Below are 20,898 nucleotides of genomic sequence, written 5' to 3' on the forward strand. Positions count from 1 at the left end.
ATAATTCAATGCCCAAAGGCCTCACTTTTCTGCCATCGCTGGCCCTGACCGCCGTGATGGCCCTCCCACTGGCCGCCCAGACCCAGCCGGATGCGACCACTGTGGTTGCGCGCGTCAACGGGGACGAGATCACTTTGGGTCACGTGATCGCCACCGCCGCAAGCCTGCCGCAGCAATACCAGCAGATGGAAGACCAGGTTCTCTTTGACTTCATCGTCGAGCAGCTGGTCCAGCAGCAATTGCTCAGCCAGGAACAGGAAGGCCTTTCCACCTACAACGCCCTGACACTCAAGAACGAGGAACGTTCGCTGAGGGCCGTGCAGACGGTTGCCGAAATCACCGGCGGTCTGGTGACGGACGAGTCGATTCAGGCCGCCTATGACGCGCAGATCGCCGAGTTTGAAGGCGAGGACGAGTACGAGGCCAGCCACATTCTGGTAGAAACCGAGGATGAGGCCAAGGAAATCAAGACCCAGCTGGACGATGGCGCGGATTTCGCGGAGCTCGCCAGGGAAAAGTCCACCGGCCCGTCAGGCCCCAATGGCGGCGTGCTGGGTTGGTTCGGCAAGGGCCGCATGGTGCCCGAGTTTGAGGCCGCCGTGCTGGAGCTGGAAGTAGGCCAGATCTCGGATCCTGTGCAGACCCAATTCGGCTGGCACGTGATCATCCTGAACGATCAGCGCAAGTCCGAGGCCCCTGAACTTGCCGAGGTTCGCAATGAACTGGCCCAGACCATCCAGCAGGAAGCCATTCAGGCCCGTATCGACGAACTGACCCAGAAAGCCCAGATCGAGCGTCCGGCGCTGGAAGGTGCCGGTCCGGAAATCATGCGGCAGCTGGATCTGATTCAGGAGTAAGCCCCTTGGCCAATATCACTAAAGTGTCGCCGCTGGCACCTGCGGCCTTCCCCGACCTTCCGGCCATCGACGGCGTGCGTTTCGCGACCGTCGAGGCCGGTGTGCGCTATCAGGGTCGTACCGATGTCATGCTGGCAGTGCTGGATCCGGGCACATCCGTGGCCGGGGTATTCACCCGCTCGGCGACTCGCGCGGCCCCGGTGCTGGATTGTCAGGACAAGATTGGCGGATCCAGCGAAGGACCGGCAGCGATCGTTGTGAATTCGGGCAATGCCAACGCCTTCACCGGCCATTATGGCCAGACCTCGGTGGCAGAAGTGACCCAGGCCGTTTCCAAGGCCACCGGCGTTCAGGTCGAACGGGTCTTTACCTCATCAACCGGCGTGATTGGTGAACCGCTGCCGCATGAACGCATCGTGGCTCAGCTTGAGACGCTGAAGGCGGGGCTCAGCCGTCATGCGATCGAGGATGCCGCCCGCGCCATCATGACCACCGATACCTTCCCGAAAGGAGCCTCAGCGCAGGTTCAGATCGATGGTAAAACAGTCTCTATTGCAGGGATTGCCAAGGGCTCCGGCATGATCGCGCCGGACATGGCGACGATGCTGGTCTACATCTTCACGGATGCCCGGGTCGAGCAATCGGCACTGCAGGCGATGCTGCGCGCGCAGACGGACCGGACGTTCAACTGCATCACCGTCGACAGCGACACCTCGACTTCGGACAGCCTGCTGTTGTGCGCGACGGGGGCCTCGGGGGTGGATGCCACCGGCAATGCGGCGTTTGCCGAGGCGCTGGAAGGCGTCATGCTGGATCTGGCACAGCAGGTGGTGCGCGACGGTGAAGGCGCCACGAAATTCGTGGAAATTCGCGTGACTGGTGCGGCCTCGGATGCGGATGCCAAGGTGCATGGGCTGGCTATCGCCAACTCTCCGCTGATCAAGACGGCCATCGCGGGCGAAGACCCCAACTGGGGCCGCGTGGTCATGGCTATCGGTAAGTCCGGTGCCGCAGCGGATCGGGACCTGCTGAGCATTTCCTTCGGGGATATTCTGGTGGCCGAGAAAGGCTGGGTCAGCCCCAACTATCGCGAGGAAGACGCCGCCGTCTATATGAAAGGTCAGGATTTGGTCATTGCCGTTGATCTGGGGCTGGGCGAGGGCAAATCCACCGTCTGGACCTGCGATCTGACCCACGGCTATATTGAGATCAACGCGGACTATCGCTCGTGAAACCGGAGCAATTCCAGCAAAAGTGGAGCCCGGTTTTGCGTCCGGGATTGCGACCATGAAAACCGTGTTGGTGTCTGCTGTCGCCCTGATCGATATTGAGGGCCGGGTGTTGTTGGCGCAGCGTCCGGAGGGTAAATCCATGGCTGGCCTGTGGGAGTTCCCCGGTGGCAAGATCGAACCCGGCGAAACCCCTGAGGCCGCCCTGATCCGCGAATTGCACGAAGAACTGGGTATCGACACCTGGGCGTCCTGCCTGGCCCCGCTGACCTTTGCCAGTCACAGCTATAGTGACTTCCATCTGCTGATGCCGCTGTTTGCCTGCCGCAAATGGCAGGGCATCCCGCAGTCGAAAGAAGGACAGGCGTTGAAATGGGTCCGCGCGAATGATTTGCGCAGCTACCCGATGCCTGCGGCGGATGTGCCGCTGATCCCGATCCTGCGGGATTGGTTGTAGAGTGGAATGCATAAGACAGTTAGAGTGATCAGCCTGGACGCCGGGTATGCGGACCCAGAGACGGCTTGGAGCGCACCGCCGATGTTCGGAACACGGCCAAAAGCCAATGTCGCATTGATCGGACCCGAGTTTTCCCGCAAAGAGCATGTTTCACGCCACGCGCCTTCTGCACCGGCCCATAACGTGGCAATGTCTTTGTGGTTCGGCAACAGAAGGAGGCCAAAATGGAACAGACATCGGATATCAACCGTCAAATTGTTCTCGCCGAGCGACCAAAAGGTCAACCAGACGACAACACACTGAAATTGCAGACAACCGATGTGCCAGTGCCCGGCGAAGGCGAAATGCTGGTGCGCACGGTTTACCTGTCCTTGGATCCCTACATGCGGGGGCGCATGAATGATGCCAAGTCCTACGCCGAGCCTGTGGCGATCGGAGAAGTCATGACTGCCCAGGTCGTTGGGCAGGTGGTGACTTCCAATCTCGAGGGCTACGAAGAAGGCGACTTCGTGCTTTCCGGCAGTGGCTGGCAAGACTATGCGATCTCCGACGGAGTTCAGGTGATAAACTTGGGTAAGAACCCGCAGAACCCATCCTGGGCTTTGGGTATACTTGGGATGCCTGGCTACACCGCATACGCAGGACTTTTGAAAATTGGAGAGCCAAAACCGGGCGAAACCGTCGTTGTGGCAGCGGCAGCTGGGCCGGTCGGGGCAACAGTCGGGCAAATCGCAAAGCTGAAAGGATGCCGGGTCGTTGGTATTGCCGGAGGGCCCGAGAAATGCGCTCACGTGGTCGAAACCCTCGGGTTTGATGCCTGCATTGATCACCGGTCGGATGATTTGGCCACCGAATTGCGCGAAGCATGTCCGAACGGGATTGACGTGTATTTCGAAAACGTTGGGGGCAAAGTGCTTTACGCGGTTTTGCCGCTGCTTAACCCTTTTGCTCGTATCCCCGTGTGTGGTGTGGTGGCTTGGTATAATTTACCTGGTCTTCCAAAGGGACCTGATATGGGACCGGCCATCATGGGCACCATACTGCGTATGAAGGTTAAGATGCAGGGCTTTATCATCTACGACAGTTTTCCGCTGTCGCTGTACAAAGAGTTTGCTCGGGACATGACCGCTTGGCTTCAAGATGGGTCCGTCAAATACAAAGAGCATGTCGTGGAAGGGCTTGAAAACGCTCCTGCGGCCTTTAATCAGCTGCTGGTTGGCGGGAACTTTGGAAAGATGGTTGTCAAAGTCGGGTCGTAGGCACCCGACTATTTCAATCGGAGCTGCCTTTTGCCGAAAGATGCTTCCACAGAAGTTATTGGGCTCAGTTGGCGGCGGGGGGTTAATGTCTTCATCCGCGACGATCCTAAGCATCAGTTTTCAAACGGCTTTGAACCTTGGCTAGCTGCGGCCATTCACTCGTGACCGCAGCCTAGAAACTGGGGCTGGCAATTCATCCAGATTAAGCTTCCTGTGCAATTTGGGCTACCGAGCAATCACTGTTGGTCATAGTTCGCAATACTTGCGCAGTTTCTGTTTCGGGACCGTTCAAATCACCCGCGCACCCCGCCTCCAGCCCGCCGCAATGTCAGTGACCATTTGAAGAATGGGCGGTCTTTTCTCCGCCTCGCTTTTGCCGGAAGCATTTTTTCTCTTAGTGTGCGCTTTGTACAAATCAGAAGATCACCACTATACCCCTGTTACAATTCGTAAGAATTGAGAAAACATCAGGAAAAAGTTGACGCTGATTGTGCCACTGTCCCAAATCGGGGCATTGGCGTTCGGACCCTGTTCCGGACCCGCCATTTCCGCCCCCTGGGAGAGGGGTCGGATGGGGAGGAGAAAAGATTGGCTCAGACGCAGTCGGGCGCCGAAGGGATGCAGTCTCTTCCGGCGCTGTTACACCGCAATGTGACCCGGTTCGGGGATGCCCCGGCCTATCGGGAAAAAGAATTCGGGATCTGGCAATGCTGGACCTGGGCGGAAGCAGCCCGGGAAATCCGCGCCATCGCGCTGGGTTTTCTGGAGCTTGGCGTCGAGAAGGGCGACCATATCGCGGTGATCGGCCGCAACCGCCCGGCGCATTACTGGTCCATGGTCGCAGCCCAGATGGTGGGCGCGGTTCCGGTGCCTCTCTATCAGGATTCGGTCGCCGAAGAGATGGCCTATGTTCTGGAACATTGCGGCGCGAAATACGTCGTCTGCGGTGATCAGGAGCAAGTCGACAAGGTCATCGAAATCCAGGAAAAAATGGATCAGGTCAAACACATCCTCTATACCGACAAGCGGGGGATGCGGAAATACGACCACAGTCAGATGAACGCTTTGGCCGATATCATGGCCGAGGGCAGCGCCGGCCATGCGCGGTTCGATGAGGAACTGGACAAGCGCATCTCAGAGATCACCTATGACGACACATGCGTGATGCTTTACACCTCGGGCACCACCGGCAAGCCCAAGGGTGTGGTGCTGTCGAACCGCAACGTGATCGAAAGCGCCAAGAACTCGGCCGATTTCGATCATCTGACACGGAACGAAGACATTCTGTCCTATCTGCCGATGGCGTGGGTGGGGGATTTCATCTTTTCGATCGGACAGGCTTATTGGTGCGGCTTCTGCGTGAACTGCCCCGAAAGCGCCGACACGATGATGACGGACCTGCGCGAGATCGGACCGACCTATTTCTTTGCCCCGCCGCGCGTGTTCGAGACCCAGCTGACCAACGTGATGATCCGGATGGAGGATGCGAGCAAACTGAAGCAGCGCATGTTCCACCACTTCATGGCGCATGCCAAGAAGGTCGGAGGCCTGCTGCTAGACGGCAAGCCGGTGGGTTTCGGCGACCGGATGAAATACGCGCTGGGCAATCTGCTGGTGTATGGTCCGCTGAAGGACACGCTTGGCTACGGTCGCTTTCGCGTCGGCTACACGGCGGGTGAGGCAATTGGGCCGGAGATTTTCGATTTCTACCGCTCGTTGGGCATCAACCTGAAACAGCTTTACGGCCAGACCGAAGCGACGGTCTTTATCACCGTTCAGCCGGATGGAGAGGTTCGGGCCGACACTGTTGGCGTCCCTGCGCCGGATGTCGAACTGAAGATCGACGACAAGGGCGAGATTCACTACCGCTCGCCCGGTGTGTTCGTCGAGTATTACAACAACCCGGAATCGACGGCATCGACCAAGGATGCCGAAGGTTGGGTGGCGACCGGGGACGCCGGATTTATCGAAGAAAGCAGCGGCCATCTGCGGATCATCGACCGCGCCAAGGATGTGGGCAAAATGGCCGACGGGTCCATGTTCGCGCCGAAATATGTCGAAAACAAACTGAAGTTCTTTCCTGACATTCTTGAAGTTGTCCTGTTCGGCAACGGCAAGGATCGCTGCGTGGCCTTCATCAATATCGACCTGACTGCTGTCGGCAACTGGGCCGAACGCAACAATGTGGCCTATGCGTCATATCAGGAACTGGCGGCGCATCCCCGTGTGTTAGAGACGATTCGCGGCCATGTGGAAGAGGTGAACAAGTCTGTGGCCGCTGACGAAATGTTGTCGGGCTGCCAGGTGCATCGCTTTGTGGTTCTGCACAAGGAACTGGATGCGGATGACGGTGAAATGACCCGGACCCGCAAGGTGCGGCGCGGCTTCGTTGAAGAGAAGTTCCACGACATCATCCAGGCACTTTATGATGGGTCCGAGAGCATTTCGACGACCACGGAAGTGACCTATGAGGATGGCCGCAAAGGCGCGATCAGCGCGACCTTGAAGATTGTCGATGCACCGGTCGTGCCTGTCGCGCAGCACAAGGTGGCGGCAGAATGAGGGCCGGTCGTACGCCGCTCGACCTGCGGTCATCGCCCCGCCCGCCGTCCCGTTTTTCCAAACGTCAGGGAGCGACTGATGCTGGATAATTCCGAAGGATATGTCACCGAAGACGGCCGCAAGATCGGCGGTGTGGTGATGGAGATGAAGAACATCACCCTGCGCTTTGGCGGCGTCGTGGCGATCAAGGATATCTCGTTTGACATCCGCGAAGGTGAAATTCGCGCGATCATCGGCCCGAACGGGGCCGGTAAATCCTCGATGCTGAACGTGATTTCCGGGTTCTATGTTCCGCAGGAGGGTGAGGTCTGGTTCCACGGATCGAAACGCCCGGCGATGCGCCCCTACGAAGTGGCGCGTCAGGGCATTGCGCGCACGTTCCAGAACATCGCCCTGTTCGAGGGGATGAGCGTTCTGGATAACGTGATGACCGGCCGTCTGAACTACATGAAGACCAACGTCCTGCAGCAGGCGTTCTGGAAGGGTAAGGCCGAGGCGGAAGAGGTCGAGAACCGCGAGGCAGTCGAGAAGATCATCGACTTTCTTGAAATTCAGCACATCCGAAAGACGCCCGTGGCGCGCTTGCCATACGGGTTGAAAAAACGCGTCGAGCTGGCCCGTGCGCTGGCTGCGGAGCCCAAGCTGTTGCTGCTGGATGAACCGATGGCGGGCATGAATGTCGAAGAGAAAGAGGACATGAGCCGCTTTATCCTCGACGTGAATGACGAATTCGGCACCACGATTGCCCTGATCGAACACGACATGGGCGTGGTGATGGACCTGAGCGACCGGGTGGTCGTGATGGATTACGGCAAGAAGATCGGCGATGGCACACCCGACGAGGTGCGCAACAATCAGGAAGTCATCGACGCCTATCTGGGGGTCAGCCATGACTGAAGCCTTGGCAGAATTGGGGAGGGGCTGACATGCCTGAACAACTCGTATTTGCGATGGAGGTCATCCTCAACGGTCTGATGGCCGGGGTGCTTTATGCACTGGTCGCGCTGGGCTTTGTGCTGATCTACAAGGCGTCCGGGATTTTCAATTACGCGCAAGGGGTTATGGCCCTTTTTGCGGCGATGACACTGGTCGGGATCATGAATGGTCAGGTGCCCTTTGCGCATCTGATCAACGCGATCTTCGGCACCCATGTCCACTATTTCGGCTGGAACGTGCCCGCGTTGCTGGCGATCATTCTGACAATGGCGGTGATGGTCTTGCTGGCCTGGGCGGTGCAGCGGTTCGTCATGCGCCATTTGGTCGGGCAGGAGCCGATCATTCTGTTCATGGCGACCATCGGTCTGGCCTATTTCCTTGAAGGTGTGGCCGACCTGATGTGGGGATCCGAGATCAAGACGCTGGATGTTGGCCTGCCGCAGGGTATCAACCTGTGGATTGACGAGACGACGTTCAACATCTTCGATTACGGCTTCTTCATCGACAATCTGGATATCGTGGCGACGGTCATTGCGGCGCTGCTGGTGGCGGCGCTGGTGGCCTTCAGCCAGTACACCAAACAGGGCCGGGCGATGCGCGCCGTGGCGGATGATCACCAGGCTGCGCTGTCGGTCGGCATTTCGCTGAACTTCATCTGGGTCATGGTCTGGTCGGTGGCCGGATTCGTGGCACTGGTCGCAGGGATCATGTGGGGCACCAAGTCCGGCGTGCAGTTCTCATTGTCGCTGATCGCACTCAAGGCGCTGCCGGTGTTGATGCTGGGCGGGTTCACCTCGATCCCCGGCGCGATCGTGGGCGGGCTGATCATCGGTGTGGGAGAGAAGCTGTTCGAATTCGCGATCGGCCCGATGGTGGGCGGCGCGACCGAAAACTGGTTCGCCTATGTTCTGGCGCTGATCTTCCTCGTGTTCCGGCCTCAGGGTCTGTTCGGTGAGAAGATCATCGAAAGGGTTTAGGTCGTGCAGAAGCTGATCGCCATCATTAACGTCATCGCCTGGGCCGGGTTCTGGGCCTTCGGCTACATCGCGATCACGGCCGAGGGGCTAACGGACGGCCAGTTGATGATCGCCGCGATCCTGGCGTTTGCCGGTCTGGTGACGGGCGTGCTGGCCTATATGAAACTGGTGCGCAACACCGAACAGAGCGGTTACGCCAAGTCTTCAAAACAATTGGACGCTGCGACCCGGAACCGGGCGCAGGAAGAATGGGGAAAGTAAGACATGTTCTATCGTGAAGCCGGGGACTTCAAAGTCTCGTACGTGGATGACAGCCAGACTTTCCCGATCAAGTTTGATCGGTACCGCTACTACGTGGTGCTGGCGGTGGCGTTCGGGATCATTCCGTTCATCATCAACGATTATTGGGCCAACGCGCTGCTGTTGCCGTTCCTGATCTACGCAATTGCGGCCATCGGGCTGAACATTCTGGTGGGCTATTGCGGGCAGGTATCGCTGGGGACCGGCGGGTTCATGGCTGTGGGCGCATATGCCTGCTACAAGCTGATGACGGCCTTTCCCGATGTCAGCATGTTCATCCATGTCCTGCTTGCCGGAGGTATTACGGCCATCGTGGGTGTGCTGTTCGGTCTGCCTTCGCTGCGGATCAAAGGGTTCTATCTGGCGGTGGCCACGCTGGCGGCGCAGTTCTTTCTGGTCTGGCTGTTCAACCGGGTGCCGTGGTTCTACAACTATTCCGCTTCGGGTCAGATCAATGCGCCCGAACGTGACGTGTTCGGCATCATCATCACGGGGCCGAATGCTCCGGCCTGGGCAACCTATCTGTTCTGCCTGATCTTCCTGACGGTCAGCGCGCTGATTGCCCGCAACCTGACGCGCGGCACCACCGGGCGCACATGGATGGCGATCCGTGACATGGACATCGCAGCCGAAATCATCGGAGTGAACCCGCTGAAGGCCAAGATCAGCGCCTTCGCCGTCAGTTCGTTCTTTGTCGGCATCGCTGGTGCGCTGTTCTTTGCGGTCTATCTGGGCGCGGTCGAAGTGGGCGAGGTGTTCGGCATCCAGAAGTCGTTCCTGGTGCTGTTCATGGTGATTATCGGCGGATTAGGCTCTATTTTCGGATCCTTTGCCGGGGCTGCGTTTCTTGTGCTGTTGCCGGTGGTTCTGAAGGTTGTCGGGGTCGACGTTTTGGGCTGGCCCACCGATATCGTGGCGCATCTTCAGCTTGTGATCGTCGGTGCGCTGATCATCATGTTCCTGATCCTGGAACCACACGGGCTGGCGCAGCTGTGGCGCGTGGCCAAGGAAAAGCTCAGACTCTGGCCGTTCCCGCACTAAACGGAACCGGCCCAATCATAAGACGGGTGCAAAGCCCGAAACCGCATCGGAATAACCAAGGGAGGAAACACCCGATGAACAAGAAACTGGCAACTATGGCGCTGGGCGCTCTGATGGCCGCAGGGCCCGCTTTGGCGGATCTTGTGATCCCGGACCTCAGCTATCGCACAGGGCCTTATGCTGCGGGCGGTATTCCGTTCTCGGACGGCTACAACGACTATTTCACTCTGTTGAATGAGAGGGATGGCGGTATCGGCGGTGTTCCCGTTCGTGTTGTCGAATGCGAGACCGGCTACAACACCGAAAAAGGTGTGGAATGCTATGAATCGACCAAGGGCGAGGGCGCGCTGATCTATCAACCGCTGTCGACCGGCATCACCTATCAGCTCATCCCGAAAGTGACGGCCGATGACATTCCGCTTCACACCATGGGATATGGCCGGACTTCGGCCCGCAACGGCAAGGTGTTCAGCCATGTCTTCAACTATCCCGCCAATTACTGGGACGGGGCCTCGGGCGCGGTGAACTATCTGCTGGAAGAAAATGGCGGTGATCTGAACGGCAAGAAAATCGCGCTGGTCTATCACAACTCGGCCTACGGCAAAGAGCCGATCCGCACGCTGGAAGAGCTGTCCAAGAAGCACGGTTTTGAACTGTCCACGCTGCCGGTCGATCACCCCGGTCAGGAGCAAAAGTCGCAATGGCTGCAAATCCGCCGCGAAAAGCCGGACTACGTTCTGATGTGGGGCTGGGGCGTGATGAACCAGGTCGCAATCCAGGAAGCCGCGAACATCCGTTTCCCGATGGAAAACTTCATCGGCGTCTGGTGGTCGGGTGCGCAGCATGACGTGCTGCCCGCAGGTGACAAGGCGAACGGGTACAAAGCCGTCACCTTCCACGCGGTCGGTAATGATTTCCCCGTATTCGATGACATCAAAACGCATGTTGTCGATGCCGGTAAGGCCGCAGGCGCGGGCGATCAGGTCGGTACCGTTCTGTACAACCGCGGTCTCTATTCCGCGATGCTGGCTGCCGAGGCGATCAAGGACGCGCAAGAGGCCAACGGAACCGGCGACGTCACACCGGGCATGGTGCGTGACGCGATGGAGAACCTCAACATCACCGAAGAGCGTATGGCCGCACTGGGCATGCCGAACTTTGGCCCGACCTTCCAGGTGTCGTGTGACAACCATGGTGGCCCCGGCCTGATCGGTGTGTCCCAATGGGATGCCGGCACCAAGACCTGGAGCCTGATTTCCGACTTCAAGCCAACCGATGGCGAAGTGATCGGCGCGCTGGTTGCGGAAGATTCAAACGCGTACGCGGCTGAAAATAACGTCGCACCCCGCTGCGAATAAGAGAAGACTCCGCGCCCCGGAGCGATCCGGGGCCGCCAAACAATCGGAGCGGCGGCGCGCCTGCCGCTCCTGATGAACCGCCCCGGATGGGGCAGGCATGAGGAAACACGCTGATGCTGGATGCGGCACAAACCACTGACGTGCAGGCGGAAACCCTGCTGGAAGTCAACAATATCGAGGTGATCTACAACCATGTGATCCTCGTGCTGAAAGGCGTCAGCCTGACTGTGCCCAAGGGCGGCATCACGGCCTTGCTGGGCGGCAATGGTGCAGGCAAGACGACGACGCTAAAGGCGGTGTCGAACCTGCTGCATTCCGAACGGGGCGAGGTGACCAAAGGTTCCATCAAATATCGCGGAACCAGTGTTCACGAAAGCGATCCGGCCGATCTGGTGCAGAAAGGCGTGATCCAGGTGATGGAGGGTCGCCATTGCTTCGAACACCTGACGGTCGAGGAAAACCTGCTGACCGGTGCCTATACCCGCAAGGATGGCAAGGCCGCGATTCAGCAGGACCTTGAGCTGGTCTACACATATTTCCCCCGCCTCAAGGAACGCCGCCGAAGCCAGGCCGGTTATACCTCGGGTGGCGAGCAGCAGATGGTTGCGATGGGACGGGCGCTGATGTCCCGGCCCGAGACAATCCTGCTGGACGAACCGTCGATGGGACTGGCGCCGCAGCTGGTCGAAGAGATTTTCGGCATTGTGAAGGATCTGAACGAGAAAGAAGGCGTGTCCTTCCTGCTGGCCGAACAGAACACCAATGTCGCGCTTAGGTTCGCGCATTACGGATACATTCTGGAATCGGGTCGCGTCGTGATGGACGGCCCCGCCGCAGAATTGCGCGAAAACCCGGATGTAAAGGAATTCTATCTCGGCATGTCGGACGAAGGCCGCAAGAGCTTTCGGGACGTGCGCTCTTATCGCCGCCGCAAGCGGTGGCTGTGAGCGGATGGAGGATTTGGCGATGACTTACTTCGATGCACTCGAAACCCGCTCGGCCGATCAACGTTTGTCTGATCAGACCCAGGCATTGCGCGCGCAATTGCAGCGGGCGAAATCGGCACCGGGATTTGCGGCTCATTTTGCGGATGCGGATGTCGACGCGGTTGCCACGATCGAGGATCTGGCGAAACTGCCGGTTTTGCGGAAGTCCGACCTGACACAGGGGCAGGCCGCACGCGCGCCATTTGGTGGGTTTACGGTAAAACCGGCGCGTCATTTCCACCACGTGTTTCAATCACCGGGTCCGATATACGAACCGGGCAGCACGGATCACGACTGGTGGCGCATGGGCCGGTTTCTGCACGCCGCCGGAGTCGGACCCGGAGACATCGTGCAGAACTGTTTTGGGTATCATCTGACCCCGGCCGGAATGATCTTTGAGAACGGCGCGCGGGCCGTCGGCGCTGCCGTGTTGCCAGCAGGCACCGGCCAGACCGAGCTTCAGGTCACTGCTGCCCGTGATATCGGATGTACCGCATATGCGGGAACGCCGGATTACCTGAAAGTGATTCTGGATAAGGCTGACGAGATGGGCGTTTCGCTGACTTTCTCGAAGGCGGTTGTGGGCGGGGGTGCGCTGTTTCCCTCATTGCGGCAGGACTATGCCGACCGGGGTATTTCCTGCCTGCAATGCTATGCCACGGCGGATCTGGGCAACATTGCCTATGAAAGTGCCGCGATGGAAGGGATGATCATCGACGAACATGTCATCGTCGAGATCGTCACCCCCGGCACCGGAATTCCGGTTGCACCCGGCGAGGTTGGTGAGGTTGTGGTCACGACCTTCAACCCGGATTACCCGCTGATCCGCTTTGCCACCGGTGATCTGTCAGCCATGATGCCGGGCCAGTCCCCTTGCGGGCGGACAAATACCCGCATCAAGGGCTGGATGGGCCGCGCCGATCAGACCACCAAGATCAAGGGCATGTTCGTGCGTCCGGAACAGGTTGCGGCGCTGGTGGACAAGCATGAGGAGATCGTCAAGGCGCGCGTGATTGCAGCCCGGCAGGGCGAGATGGACATGATGACGGTTCAGATCGAAAGCCCCTGCGAAAACGACGCGGCCTATGCCAAATCGGTCGTCGAGGTCCTGAAGCTGAAGGGCGCGGTCGAGGTGGTGGCACCCGGCTCGCTTCCCAAGGATGGGCTGGTGATCGAGGATCAGCGCGTCTACGAATGACGCATCGGAACAGTCTGCGGCAGTAAGTGCCGCAGAATTGTTGCCCCGCCTACTGGCTTTTCCGAGCGTTTTGGTCAATGAAAGACCAAACCTGCGCATTTGCCACTCGTTAGCCGGGACAATGGCCGAAATAGAGTATTCAGAACACGGATCCCGCAACCGCGGCGTATTGGGCACCAGGCTTGTTGGCGGGGTCGCTCTTTTTGTGGCTGCGGCCTGTCTGCTGCCGATGGTGGCGGTTGTTCTGGCGGCCGCAACCGGTGGTACGGCCACGATCTCGCATCTGATGTCCACGGTTCTGCCCGGATACGCGCTGACCACGGCGGTTCTGGTGGTCCTGGTTTCGGCGGGGACCTTTTCGATCGGTGTCGGTGCCGCGTGGCTTGTGACCATGACACGCTTTCCCGGTGTGCGACTTCTCGAGATCGCTCTGGTTCTGCCCCTGGCCTTTCCGGCCTATGTTCTGGCTTATGCATACACCTTCATTCTGGATCACCCCGGCATTGTTCAAACCAACCTGCGGCAGATAACGGGCTGGGGGCCGCGCGACTACTGGTTCCCCGAAATCCGCTCGACCGAAGGGGCGGCGGTCATGCTGATCCTGGTACTGTATCCCTACGTCTATCTGCTGGCGCGCGCGGCGTTCATACAGCAAAGCGGTTCAGCCTTTTTGGCGGCCCGGGCGTTGGGCAACAGCCCGTGGATGGCATTCTGGCGCGTGTCCCTGCCGATGGCGCGCCCGGCGATTGCGGGCGGTGTTCTGCTGGCAGTGATGGAGACCATCGCCGATTTTGGAACAGTCGCCTATTTCGGCGTTCAGACTTTTGCCACCGGGATCTATACAAGCTGGTTTTCCATAGGCGACCGCGCCGCTGCCGCTCAGCTGGCCCTGTGCCTGCTTGGGTTCGCGCTGCTGATGGCCGTGGCCGAACGGACCCAGCGCGGCAAAGCCAAATACTATCAGGCCGGTAAAAGCCACGCCGCGCTGCCAACAGCACATTTGAAAGGCTGGCAGTCGGTCGGGGCATTTGTCCTGTGCATCATACCGGTTGTCCTGGGTTTCCTTCTGCCGGTGATCATATTGGTGCAGATGGGGATGACCTCCGAACAGAACCTTCTGTCGCGGCGCTATATCGGGTTCATCCAGAACTCGCTGACTTTGGCCGGTATAGCCGCAGTGGTGACCGTGTTCGCCGCCATTTGCGTGGGCTTTTATCAGCGCCTGAGACCGGGGCGCGTCTCGTCAGCGGCGGCTTATCTGGCGCGGCTGGGATACGCGGTTCCGGGCGGTGTCATTGCGGTCGGTCTGATCGTGCCTTTTGCCGGGTTCGACAACACGCTGGACGCGTGGATGCGCAAGACCTTCGATATTTCGACCGGGTTGCTAATCACCGGTTCGATCTGGTTGCTGGTCGCAGCGTATATGGTGCGGTTTCTGGCCGCCGCGCTCAGCGCCTATGAAGGCGGACAAAGCACGGTTCACGCAAATATGGATGCCGCGTCGCGGTCTTTGGGCCAGACGCCGCTGGCGACGCTGCGGCGGGTGCACCTGCCGATTCTGACGCCATCGCTGCTGACTGCGCTGCTGATCGTGTTTGTCGATGTCATGAAGGAACTGCCCGCGACGCTGATCATGCGGCCCTTCAACTTCGACACGCTGGCAGTGCAGGCTTACAGATTGGCGTCTGATGAGCGGCTGGAAGGGGCTGCCGTACCCTCGCTTGTGATACTGGCTGTTGGATTGTTGCCGGTTATCCTGATCTGCCGGCAGGTTGGCCGCAGGTAACAGGTTCAAGGCAAAATGAACCAGCGTGTCTGCCTCGGGGTTGATTAAAATAGAATTTCCGGCAAGGCTGAGAGTATGAAAATGCAGCCACCCAGCGGGTTTTCTGCCAGCCCGGCTCAGATGCCAGTCGCTTTTGACCGGCGCGAGATGACCCAGATCCTGTCTGTTTATGGCCGAATGGTCGCCGCCGGAGAATGGCGCGACTATGGCATTTCAAACCTACGGGATACGGCAGTTTTTTCGATCTTCCGACGCACGGCCGAGCATCCGATTTACCGGGTGGAAAAACACCCCCGCCTTCGTCAGCGGCAAGGAATGTACTCGGTCATTGGCATGGACGGTCGAATTCTGAAACGCGGCCATGACCTGCGCACCGTGTTGCGCGTGCTTGAGCGGAAGCTGATCCGGGCGGTTGACCTGGATTAGAGCCTTTTATGTGACGTAACCGGCCCGTCGCCTTGTTCCCGGATACGGGCAATGGCCCGATCCATCGGTTCATATACGACCGCCATATCGTGGGCGTTGGCGTGCAGCAGCATGTTGTTGCCGCTGACCCAGGCCACATGTCCTTTCCAGAATAACAGATCGCCCCGTTTTGCGGGTGCATCCTGCGGCACCAGGTGTCCCAACGCCCTTTCCTGATCGCCACTGTCACCGGGGCAGGCAATGCCACAGGCCAGCAACCCGGCCTGAACAAGCCCCGAGCAATCCAGGCCAAACCGGCTGTTGCCACCCCAAAGATAGGGCGTGCCCAAAAACAGTTCGGCTACGGCAACCGGGTCATTCACTGTGTCGGAAATTGTGGTGGCGTGGGTGGACGGAATGAACCCCAGCTCGGTTTCAAAAAACCCGTTTTGCTTGGAAAGAGCCTGAACCTTGCTGCCAAAACTCAGCGATGCCCGATCCGCGCTTTTGATGTCCGCCCACACATAGGTATGAGTCGACGGGGCCGTGATCCAGTGGGTCGGTGACGCCTCGGGCCCCAAACGGTCTGTCGCAACCCAGCCCTGATATCCGTCCTTGTCCGAAGTGACGCGGCTCCACCCTTCCCGGTTTTCACGGACCTCAACCGTATCACCAAACAGCAATTGACGGTCGCGCGGTCCGTCCGGTTGGCGCAGAAGGTCGACAACCGGTTCGATGACTCGAAGACGGCTCATAGGTCCAACAACTCTGGCAACGCGGCCAGCAAGGCCCGAGGGCCTTGTCCAAGGCCACCTTTGCTGCGTCCCGGCTCCTTGGCGCGTTGCCATGAATAGATGTCAAAATGCATGTAGCGACTTTGGCCTGCAAAGCGTCGCAGAAACAAGGCCGCAGTGATCGAACCTGCGAACCCGCCCGATGGGGCATTGTCCAGATCTGCTATGCCGGGTTCGATCAAGGCTTCATAAGGTTCGTGGAACGGCATCCTCCAGACGGGATCCGCCGCTAACCGCGCCGCGCCGGTCAGGATTTCCGCCGCGCCATCGTCATCGGTGTAGAATGGAGCCAGATCCGCTCCGACCGCAACGCGCGCCGCGCCGGTGAGCGTGGCCATCGAGATCAGCAGATCCGGCTGCCCCTCATCTGCCAGTGTCAGGGCATCGGCCAGAACCAGCCGCCCCTCTGCATCGGTGTTGTTGATCTCGACGGTAGACCCCTTGCGTGAGGTCAGGATGTCGCCGGGACGGAATGCACTACCCGAAACCGCGTTTTCCACGGTAGGGATTAAGACCCGAAGCTGTAGCGGAAGGTTCAGGGACATGATCATGCGGGCCAGACCCAGCACATTGGCCGCCCCGCCCATATCCTTTTTCATCAGTCCCATCGCCGCCGCCGGTTTCAGATCCAGCCCGCCGGTGTCGAAACAGACGCCTTTACCCACCAGTGTCAGTTTGGGGCCGCTGGTGCCCCAGTTCACTTCGATCAGCCGAGGTTCCTGCGCGGCGGCACGGCCAACGGCGTGGATCATCGGAAAGTTGTTTTCCAGCAGAGCGTTGCCTGCGATCACGTTGCAAGAGGCCCCGAATTCCTGCGCGAGCGTTTCCGCGGCGGCCTGCAACTGATCCGGCCCCATGTCGGACGCGGGCGTATTGACAAGATCTCGGATCAGCGCCTCGGCGGTGGCGATCGCTTCAATCCGCGCGCTGTTCAACCCGTCGGGTGCAACCAGCCTGGCACCAACAGGAGACTGGCTGGCGTAGCGATCAAAAGTGTATCCGGTCAAAAGCCAGCCAAGGCTTTCTGTGTCCAGCGCATCCTCGGGAACACCTGACGCAATGCGGTAGTTGCCTTGGGGCAACGCTTCGGCCGCGGCCGCCAGAGGAAAACGTTTGCGCGCCCGCGTGGCGCCCGTTCCGTATCCCGCAACTGCGCAGCCCGGCACACCATCAGTGTCCGGTATCAACAGGGCCTGTCCCAAAGCACCGGTGAAACCGTTGACGGCAATCCATGATTGCACTTTCGCGCTCTGGTTTTTAAGCCAGTCCTCCAGCCGGGATTGTTCGATCACATGAAGCGGCAAGGACGGTTCAGAGGCAGGTGCAAAGGACAGGGTCATAGGGTTCTCGGCTGGCTCGGTTCGCGCCCAGACTAGCCACCGGACGCGCGCCTGCAACCCCCGTCAAACGGAAAGATCCTGCTGATCCCAAATTGCCGTCAGCGATCGCTCGCCCACACGGATCAGACGGCACAGCGTCGCCCCCGAGGCCACCGCGTCCCCGGCATCGACTGTCCTGGCTACATCACTTGCCACATGGGCCAGCGCCGTCATTCCGATCTGATCGGCAATCGCCACCAGTGATCTGGCGCATTTGCGAAGATCGGCCCAGTTGCGTTGCCGCCAGAATCGTTCGCAGTTCGAAAGCCGCACGGCCAGTTCTTCAACGGTTCGGCACATGACATCCAGCGCGTTCTTGTCACCAAGTTGACGGCACAAGCCGCCAATGCGATCCGGATCCAGCCGCACGGATTCCGTGTGCTCCAGCGTGATTACATTATCCACCACGTTCACCCCTATGTTCATGCCCCCACGGCACGGGCAGAGAATGCGCCCCATAATCTTTGCAAAACCTTGCAATGGGTCGGGAAAGTTCTTCGAATTTATGTTGAATTCCATTTGCGTGGCGCGGCAAAGTCAAGCTGGCGCGGCTCTGGTCCAATCTGGCGCCGTCGGTTTTTGAACATGAGATTATTCTGCTTGGGATCGGAGACAGCCATGCGATGGATAAAACGAATTCTTCTGATTTTACTTGTATTGATACTGGTTCTGGTGGGCGCGTCCTATCTGCTGCCCGGTAAGGCCGAAGTCTCGCGAAGCGTCACCATCAACGCGCCGGCTGCTGCCATCTTTCCTTTTGTGAACTCGATGCAGGCGACCGAGAAATGGTCGCCTTGGCTGGCGCGCGATCCGGAAACCAAACTGGCCTACAGCGGCCCAGAAGCCGGCGTCGGGAATACCCTGAGCTGGAGCTCTGAGCATCCTCAGGTCGGATCGGGATCACAAGAAATCATCGAAAGCGTTGAAAACCAGTTTGTCAGAACCGCGCTGGATTTCGGATCCATGGGGACGGCAAATGCGTCGTTTACTCTGCAGCCCGAAGGCGATCAGACCGAGATTTCGTGGGGCTTTGAAAGTGATCTTGGTATGAACCCCATGTCGCGCTGGATGGGGCTCATGATGGATGAATGGGTCGGCGGGGATTACGAGCGCGGGCTTTCCAACCTCAAAGAACTGGTCGAATCCGGCCAGTAAGGCAAAAACAGCCTCTAAAAAGCTGAAAATATGAGTTCTCAGGGCAGGCTTATGCGGGCCCTGATTCCCATATGGTCGGATCCCATGAACGGGCGCAGTTCCGCCGTGCCCGTCGTGCCATTGGGCACCAGAAGATTGTCGATCGGCATCGGCATCATCCAGTTGCCAAGAATGTGCGTGTTCATAACTGCGCCAAACACGTGATTGCCGGCAGCCATACCGATACGGCGCACGCTGCTGCCCCAATGGGCCATGTTGAAGTCCCCGGCGATCAGAACAGGGCCGTCCAGTTGTTCGATTTGGTGGGCGATCTTTTTGCTCTGTTCGAACTGGCCATAAGGGTAGGGCCAGTTTAGGTGAACGGAGACGACCCAAACCGGCTGACCACCCGGACCGACGACCTGAAGACCCACCAGTCCAAGCCCCTGCAGGCAGAACTCTGAACCCTCAACAACGGCCAGTCTGGTCAGTATCGCAACGTTCTGCTCGGGCCTGAACTCACATATTGCCGATGTCGGGTAATTCCCGAACAGGTTTTCCATATATTGCCGGTTGTGGCTGGAAACTTCCTGAAGTGTCACGATGTCCGCGTCCGAAGAAAGGATGTCGTCGGCAAGGGAATACCGGGGCCATGCCACAGACATCAGGTTCTTTTGATACAAGGTCACACAAGGATCATCGCATTCGTCTGAAACAGGTACGAGCCCGGCCGCAACGGACCCCACCGCAATCACTGCGAAAGCAAGGGAGGCCAACGCGAAACCCCTGGCACGCACGGCCATGAGGATCGCGGCAAAGACGATCAGCAGCACGCCAATCTGGGGTCTCATCAGGGCGACCGAGTCACCGGGTGCAAAATACCGTCCGGTGAATCCAAGGATCACCAAACCCATGAGAAGCGTTGCACAACCCAGAATAGCGGATCGGGCAAACCTGTTGTTGTTCAGGAAACGCACGTTCTGCCTCAATCGAAATGCTCAGGGCAAACACTGTGCATTTTGTGGTGTATACGTCCAGTTGAAACTGGTGTGAGGGTCTCGAACGTCCGGCCGATCACCGGGCCGGGGCCGAGAAAAAAGGGCCACTTCATGTGAAGCGGCCCCTTCGTACATTCGGATGGGAAGAATTCAGCCCTTTTTCAGAACCTCACGGCCCAGCAGCTCGGCAATCTGAACGGCGTTCAGGGCCGCACCCTTGCGCAGGTTGTCCGACACACACCACAGGTTCAGACCGTTTTCGACGGTCGAGTCCTGACGGATGCGGCTGATGAAAGTGGCGAAATCACCGACGCATTCAATGGGCGAGACGTAGCCACCCGCCTCACGCTTGTCGATCACCATGATGCCGGGTGCCTCGCGCAGGATGTCGCGGGCTTCGTCTTCGTCGAGGAATTCCTCGAACTCGATATTCACCGCCTCGGAATGGCCGACAAAGACCGGAACACGAACGCAAGTGGCCGTGACCTTGATCGACGGATCGACGATCTTCTTGGTTTCGACAACCATCTTCCACTCTTCCTTGGTCGAGCCGTCTTCCATGAAGACGTCGATCTGCGGAATGACGTTGAAAGCGATCTGCTTCTGGAACTTCTTCGGCTCAACCTCGTTGATCGGGTTGTACACGGCCTTGGTCTGATCCCACAGCTCGTCCATGCCTTCCTTGCCTGCGCCCGAAACCGACTGATAAGTCGACACGACAACGCGCTTGATCTTGGCGCGGTCATGCAGCGGTTTCAGCGCCACAACCATCTGCGCGGTCGAGCAGTTGGGGTTGGCGATGATGTTCTTGTTCTTGTAGTCGTGGATCGCCTGCGGGTTACATTCCGGCACGATCAGCGGAATGTCCGGGTCATAGCGATACAGCGACGAGTTATCGATCACCACGCAGCCGGCAGCCGCGGCTTTGGGCGCATAGTCCTTGGTCGCCGCCGAACCCACGGCAAACAGCGCGATGTCCCAACCGCTGAAATCGAATGTATCCAGATCCTTGGTCGTCAATGTCTTGTCGCCAAAGCTGACCTCGGTGCCCAGCGAACGGCGGCTTGCCAGCGCGGCAAGTTCGTCCACGGGGAACTGGCGTTCAGCCAGGATGTTCAGCATTTCGCGGCCCACATTGCCAGTGGCGCCAACGACGACGACGCGATAGCCCATATCATGTCTCCTGAAGTCTAAGGACGCGCGTTCATAGCCGCGTTGCGGCGAAGAAAAAAGACTAATCGA

At 58.9% G+C, this 20,898-nt stretch carries 20 protein-coding genes; 15 read left to right on the top strand and 5 right to left on the bottom strand.

What is annotated here, in order from left to right; genetic code table 11:
* Positions 1–8 precede the first annotated feature (8 nt).
* The 14 genes from ACR0MI_RS05235 (at position 9) to ACR0MI_RS05300 (ending at position 15,372) form a co-directional block, all read left to right on the top strand.
* Positions 9–857, top strand: coding sequence for a peptidylprolyl isomerase (locus tag ACR0MI_RS05235; RefSeq protein WP_170612657.1), 849 nt, complete (start codon positions 9–11; stop codon positions 855–857).
* Positions 858–862: 5 nt separating this feature from the next.
* The gene (gene argJ / locus ACR0MI_RS05240; protein ID WP_170612655.1) at positions 863–2,089 is read left to right on the top strand and encodes a bifunctional glutamate N-acetyltransferase/amino-acid acetyltransferase ArgJ; all 1,227 of its coding nucleotides are present in this window, start codon (positions 863–865) and stop codon (positions 2,087–2,089) included.
* Positions 2,090–2,144: 55 nt separating this feature from the next.
* Entirely contained in the window at positions 2,145–2,543 is a 399-nt protein-coding gene (mutT, locus tag ACR0MI_RS05245; protein ID WP_170612653.1) for an 8-oxo-dGTP diphosphatase MutT, read from the top strand.
* Between the two features lie 224 nt (positions 2,544–2,767).
* Positions 2,768–3,802: an NADP-dependent oxidoreductase gene (locus tag ACR0MI_RS05250; protein ID WP_170816863.1), complete on the top strand. Its 1,035-nt coding sequence runs from the start codon at positions 2,768–2,770 to the stop codon at positions 3,800–3,802.
* A 618-nt stretch (positions 3,803–4,420) separates the two neighbouring features.
* The gene (locus ACR0MI_RS05255) at positions 4,421–6,364 is read left to right on the top strand and encodes an AMP-binding protein (protein ID WP_170613143.1); all 1,944 of its coding nucleotides are present in this window, start codon (positions 4,421–4,423) and stop codon (positions 6,362–6,364) included.
* Between the two features lie 78 nt (positions 6,365–6,442).
* Positions 6,443–7,261, top strand: a complete 819-nt coding sequence (locus ACR0MI_RS05260) for an ABC transporter ATP-binding protein (RefSeq protein WP_170612649.1) — start codon at positions 6,443–6,445, stop codon at positions 7,259–7,261.
* Positions 7,262–7,290: 29 nt separating this feature from the next.
* A complete protein-coding gene (locus tag ACR0MI_RS05265) occupies positions 7,291–8,277 on the top strand; it encodes a branched-chain amino acid ABC transporter permease (RefSeq protein ID WP_170612647.1) in 987 nt (328 codons plus the stop codon).
* Between the two features lie 3 nt (positions 8,278–8,280).
* Positions 8,281–8,538: a hypothetical protein gene (locus ACR0MI_RS05270; protein WP_170612645.1), complete on the top strand. Its 258-nt coding sequence runs from the start codon at positions 8,281–8,283 to the stop codon at positions 8,536–8,538.
* Positions 8,539–8,541: 3 nt separating this feature from the next.
* Positions 8,542–9,618, top strand: coding sequence for a branched-chain amino acid ABC transporter permease (locus ACR0MI_RS05275; RefSeq protein ID WP_170612643.1), 1,077 nt, complete (start codon positions 8,542–8,544; stop codon positions 9,616–9,618).
* Between the two features lie 74 nt (positions 9,619–9,692).
* On the top strand, positions 9,693–10,976 hold the full coding sequence (locus tag ACR0MI_RS05280; protein ID WP_170612641.1) for an ABC transporter substrate-binding protein: 1,284 nt from the start codon (positions 9,693–9,695) through the stop codon (positions 10,974–10,976).
* Between the two features lie 113 nt (positions 10,977–11,089).
* Positions 11,090–11,923 (top strand): ABC transporter ATP-binding protein, encoded by an 834-nt coding sequence (locus ACR0MI_RS05285; RefSeq protein ID WP_170612639.1) that lies wholly within the window; start codon positions 11,090–11,092, stop codon positions 11,921–11,923.
* A 19-nt stretch (positions 11,924–11,942) separates the two neighbouring features.
* Positions 11,943–13,160: an acyl-CoA synthetase family protein gene (locus tag ACR0MI_RS05290; protein WP_170612637.1), complete on the top strand. Its 1,218-nt coding sequence runs from the start codon at positions 11,943–11,945 to the stop codon at positions 13,158–13,160.
* Positions 13,161–13,281: 121 nt separating this feature from the next.
* On the top strand, positions 13,282–14,946 hold the full coding sequence (locus ACR0MI_RS05295) for an ABC transporter permease (protein WP_170612635.1): 1,665 nt from the start codon (positions 13,282–13,284) through the stop codon (positions 14,944–14,946).
* A 75-nt stretch (positions 14,947–15,021) separates the two neighbouring features.
* Positions 15,022–15,372 carry a DUF2794 domain-containing protein gene (locus ACR0MI_RS05300; protein WP_170612633.1) on the top strand — a complete coding sequence of 117 codons (351 nt, stop codon included), beginning with the start codon at positions 15,022–15,024 and terminating at the stop codon, positions 15,370–15,372.
* Here ACR0MI_RS05300 and ACR0MI_RS05305 read toward each other — a convergent pair.
* The 3 genes from ACR0MI_RS05305 to ACR0MI_RS05315 form a co-directional block, all read right to left on the bottom strand.
* The gene (locus ACR0MI_RS05305) at positions 15,369–16,106 is read right to left on the bottom strand and encodes a C40 family peptidase (protein WP_170612631.1); all 738 of its coding nucleotides are present in this window, start codon (positions 16,104–16,106) and stop codon (positions 15,369–15,371) included. The genes ACR0MI_RS05300 and ACR0MI_RS05305 overlap by 4 nt on opposite strands.
* The gene (locus ACR0MI_RS05310; protein ID WP_170612629.1) at positions 16,103–17,485 is read right to left on the bottom strand and encodes a M17 family metallopeptidase; all 1,383 of its coding nucleotides are present in this window, start codon (positions 17,483–17,485) and stop codon (positions 16,103–16,105) included. The genes ACR0MI_RS05305 and ACR0MI_RS05310 overlap by 4 nt, the downstream gene beginning before the upstream one ends.
* Before the next feature lie 63 nt (positions 17,486–17,548).
* The gene (locus ACR0MI_RS05315) at positions 17,549–17,938 is read right to left on the bottom strand and encodes a hypothetical protein (protein WP_170613141.1); all 390 of its coding nucleotides are present in this window, start codon (positions 17,936–17,938) and stop codon (positions 17,549–17,551) included.
* 204 nt (positions 17,939–18,142) lie between these two features.
* On the opposite strand from ACR0MI_RS05315, the gene ACR0MI_RS05320 reads away from it, so the two are divergent.
* A complete protein-coding gene (locus ACR0MI_RS05320) occupies positions 18,143–18,679 on the top strand; it encodes an SRPBCC family protein (protein WP_170612627.1) in 537 nt (178 codons plus the stop codon).
* Positions 18,680–18,717: 38 nt separating this feature from the next.
* On the opposite strand, the gene ACR0MI_RS05325 is transcribed toward ACR0MI_RS05320, so the two are convergent.
* Positions 18,718–19,635, bottom strand: a complete 918-nt coding sequence (locus tag ACR0MI_RS05325) for an endonuclease/exonuclease/phosphatase family protein (RefSeq protein ID WP_170612625.1) — start codon at positions 19,633–19,635, stop codon at positions 18,718–18,720.
* Between the two features lie 171 nt (positions 19,636–19,806).
* Positions 19,807–20,829: an aspartate-semialdehyde dehydrogenase gene (locus ACR0MI_RS05330; protein ID WP_170612623.1), complete on the bottom strand. Its 1,023-nt coding sequence runs from the start codon at positions 20,827–20,829 to the stop codon at positions 19,807–19,809.
* Positions 20,830–20,898: the final 69 nt, after the last annotated feature.

This window comes from Ruegeria sp. D4 (assembly GCF_056534475.1).